Raw genomic sequence first — 3,769 nt, forward strand, 5'->3', positions numbered from 1 at the left:
GTGCCGGCCGCTGGCCGGCACTCTCCGCGCACGCGGGAATTCCGTGATGGTGCCGGCCAGCGACCGGCACTGCCGAAACCCGGCGGCGCTACACCCGCCGCGCGATCACCGCGGCCAGCACCGCCAGGCCGAAAGTGATCGCCAGGCACAGCAGGTAGCCGGTGTGCGGCGCGCTTTCCACGAACAGCGCGAACAACGCACCGGAGACCGCCAGCGCGGTGGTCACCGACAGGGCCTCGCTCAGCTGCAGGGCCGACGTGTTGGCACCCTGCTCATGCGCTGCTGACAGCGAAAGCGTGAGTACCGAGAGGCTGGCGTAGATCATGCCCATGCCGAAACCGGTGACCGTCCAGCCCACCAGGGCCACCGGCAATGGCACTGCATTGAACAACACCGCAAGCGTTGCGGCGATGCCGACCGTCATCATCGCCGTGCCGACGCGCAGCAGCTGCTGGCGTGACCAGCCGCGCTGCTGGTGACCCTGCAGCCAGGAGCCGGCGAACCAACCGAGTGCGCCGAGGCTGAGCACCGCGCCGGCCCAGCTGGGCGGGAGCCCGCGTTCGCGCTGCAGCAGCAGCGGCAGGTAGGCTTCGCAGGCGAAGAATGCGGCAGCGGCGACGCCGCGCAGTGCGATCACGCTGGGCAGGCCCCTGCGCAGGATCAGCGTTCCGGCCGGCAGCAGGCGATGCACGCATAGCAGCAGCGCCAGCATCGCCACGCCGATGCAGAGCAGGGCGGTCGGACCGTGCTGCTGGCCGCCGAAGTACAGCAGCAGCGCCGCCAGCGATGCACCACTGGCCCAACGTACGACGTTGCCGCGCCCCTCGTCGTCGTTGCTGTCGGCGGAGGGCTGCATGCGCGCCAGCGCAGGCCGCAGCAACAGGGCAGCAGGGACTGCCAGCAGCGGTACCGCCAGGAACACCCAGCGCCAGCCGAGATGCTGGACGATCAGGCCGCTCAGCGCCGGGCCGACCATCGAGGGCACCACCCAGCCCGCCGAGAATGCCGCGAACACCTTCGGCCGCAGGTGCTCGGGGTAGCTGCGGCCGACCATCACGTACAGCGAGACCGAAATCGCGCCCGCACCCAGGCCCTGCAGCAGGCGCCCGGCCACCAGCATGCCCATGCGCACGGCGAAGCCGGCCAGCAGCAGGCCCAGCACGAAGCACGCCAGGCCGTACCACAGCGGCCGTGCCGGGCCCTGGCGGTCGGCCCAGCGTCCGGCCAGGGTCATGCCGATCACGCTGGTGGCCAGTGTGCCGCCGAAGGCCAGCGCGTACAGGCGCAGGCCGCTGAGTGCTTCGGCCACCGTGGGCATCGCGGCAGCGACGGCCAATGCTTCGAAGGCGTGCAGCGCGACCAGCGCGACCATGCCGAGGGTGGTGGCGCGGTAGCGCGCGGACAGGATCGATGTGTCAGCCGGCAGGCGGGTGTCGGCGGGAGAGAGGGTCGGGGTCATACCGGTCAGGGGCGGGCCGCGCTTGTCAACGGGCGGCGAAGATAGCAGCATGCCACCTCAACTATAGTTGAGGTCAAGCAATGGCATCCCAGGAACTCAGCGTTGGCGAGGTCTCGCAGCGCAGTGGCGTGGCCGTTTCCGCACTGCATTTCTACGAGCGCAAGGGGCTGATCAGCAGCCTGCGCACCTCGGGCAACCAACGCCGTTACAGCCGCGACGTGCTGCGCCGGCTGGCGGTGATCCGCGTTGCGCAGCGGGTGGGCATGCCACTGGAAGCGGTCGGCCGCGCCTTCGAGAGCCTGCCTGAAGGCCGTGCACCGACCAAGGCTGACTGGGCCAAGCTGTCCGCGCGCTGGCGCACCGAGCTGGAAGAGCGCATTCACATGTTGCAGCTGCTGCGCGATGAACTGACCGGCTGCATCGGCTGTGGCTGCCTGTCACTGCAGCATTGCCGCCTGGCCAATCCTGGCGACGTTCTCGGCGAACGCGGCGACGGCCCGATGCGCTGGGAATGAAAAAGGGGACGCGCTCCCGGTAGCGCCGGGCCATGCCCGGCGGACGAAAACGACTTGATCCCCTCCGTCCCCTTTTTCTTACCAGACCGTGATCGTCTCGCCGCTCTGGATGCCTTCCACCGCGCGCTGGAAGGCCAGCGCCGCGCGTTGCGCGCTTACCGCTTCAAAGCCCGGGAAGTAGGGGCCGTAGGCCGCCATCGATTCGATCAGTACGTTCGGGCTGACCACGTTGATGCGCAGGCCGCGCGGCAGCAGCTCCAGTGCGGCAGCGCGCACGAAGCCTTCCAGTGCGGCATTCACTGCGGTGGCGTTGACGCCGTCGCGGATCGGCTGCGCGCTGATGATGCCGCTGGTCAGGGTGATCGAGCCACCGGCATTGAGGTGGTGCTGGGCGGCCAGTGCCAGCCGCACCTGGCCCAGCAGCTTGTCCTGCAGGCCGCTGTTGAACTGTGCCGGCGTCATCTCCTGCAGCGGTCCGAAATGCACCGAGCCGGTGGTGGAGATCACCGCATCGACTGCACCGGTGCGGGCGAACAGTTCGGCGACGCTGGCGTCGTCAGTCAGGTCCACACGCAGTTCGCCACTGCGGCGGCCGGCGGCGAGAATCTGATGCTGTTGGCCGAGCTGACGGGCGACTGCCTGGCCGAGGGTGCCGCTGGCACCGACGAGGAGAATCTTCATGGCCGTTCCTTGCGTGAGGGAGTGAGCGCAGTCTGCGCCGTCACAGTGGGGTTAGGTAAGCGGCGTATGATTCGTAGATTCCTAACTCTGGATTAGCAATGGATACCCTTCGCTGCATGCAGGCCTTCGTGGCAGTGGCCGAGCGCGGCAGCTTCGCCAGCGCCGCCGAACAGCTGCAGGTGTCGGCGGTGATGGTGGGCAAGTACATCCAGCAGTTGGAAGCACATCTGGGCACCGCGTTGCTGCAACGGAACACCCGCCGCCAGCGCTTGACCGAAGCCGGCAGCGCCTACCTGGCCGGGTGCCGGCAGGTGCTGGAGCAAGTGCAGCAGGCCGAGGCCGATGTGGCCGGCCTGCAGGTACAGCCGCGTGGCCTGTTGCGGGTCAGCGCGCCCACCACCTGGGGCAGCTGCGTGCTGGCGCCGCAGCTGGCTGGCCTGCTGCGTGCGCAGCCGCAGTTGAATATCGAGCTGGACCTGAGCAACCGCCGCGTGGACCTGATCGAAGATGGCTTCGACGCGGCGATCCGGGTCGGGCCGTTGCCATCGCAGGAGGTGGTGGCGCGGCCGCTGCCGCCGTATGCGATGAGCCTGTGCGCGGCGCCGTCTTACCTGCGCAGGCGCGGCACGCCGCGAACACCGGATGACCTGCAGGGGCACGACTGCCTGAGCCATCTGGCCTGGCGCGGCGGGCATGGCTGGCAGTTGGCCAACGGCGAACAGGTCGACTGGGAGGCGCGGCTGAGCAGCAACGATGGCTTCGCATTGCGTGAAGCCGCCGTGGCCGGGGCCGGGCTGGTACTGCAGCCCACCGCACTGCTGGCGGCGGAGATCGCAGCGGGGCGGTTGAAGCCGCTGCTGCGCGACTACCTGCCCGAACCGCGGCCGATGCACCTGATCTACCTGCCCGATCGACGCCCGCGCCCGCGTTTGCAGTGCTTCGTCGATTTCGTCATGACCACATTGGGGCAATGATCATCGGGATAGATGGGGTCCGATCCCTTTGCCTCGCCGTCTGGATGGCCCTGCCGCTGTCCGCCCATGCTGCTGCCGCGGCCACCGCCGCGCCTGATGCGCGCGACTTCGACCGCGTGCAGGTCACCGCCACCCGCACC

At 69.0% G+C, this 3,769-nt stretch carries 3 protein-coding genes and 1 pseudogene; 2 read left to right on the plus strand and 2 right to left on the minus strand.

The annotated features are described in order from the left end of the window. Positions 1-88 precede the first annotated feature (88 nt). Positions 89-1,510: an MFS transporter gene (locus ABGA94_RS16980; RefSeq protein ID WP_095377014.1), complete on the minus strand. Its 1,422-nt coding sequence runs from the start codon at positions 1,508-1,510 to the stop codon at positions 89-91. Between the two features lie 29 nt (positions 1,511-1,539). Between ABGA94_RS16980 and soxR the strand changes: the two genes are divergently transcribed. Then, positions 1,540-1,974, plus strand: a complete 435-nt coding sequence (gene soxR / locus ABGA94_RS16985) for a redox-sensitive transcriptional activator SoxR (protein WP_005415534.1) — start codon at positions 1,540-1,542, stop codon at positions 1,972-1,974. 78 nt (positions 1,975-2,052) lie between these two features. On the opposite strand, the pseudogene ABGA94_RS16990 reads toward soxR, so the two are convergent. Next, positions 2,053-2,682, minus strand: a pseudogene (locus ABGA94_RS16990) (short chain dehydrogenase); the annotation flags it as partial. A 71-nt stretch (positions 2,683-2,753) separates the two neighbouring features. On the opposite strand from ABGA94_RS16990, the gene ABGA94_RS16995 reads away from it, so the two are divergent. Beyond that, complete coding sequence (locus ABGA94_RS16995; protein WP_375367832.1) at positions 2,754-3,629, plus strand: LysR family transcriptional regulator; 876 nt, start codon at positions 2,754-2,756, stop codon at positions 3,627-3,629. The last annotated feature ends 140 nt before the right edge of the window (positions 3,630-3,769 follow it).

The organism is Stenotrophomonas sp. 3diitr2024 (assembly GCF_042136455.1).
Taxonomy (GTDB): domain Bacteria; phylum Pseudomonadota; class Gammaproteobacteria; order Xanthomonadales; family Xanthomonadaceae; genus Stenotrophomonas; species Stenotrophomonas sepilia.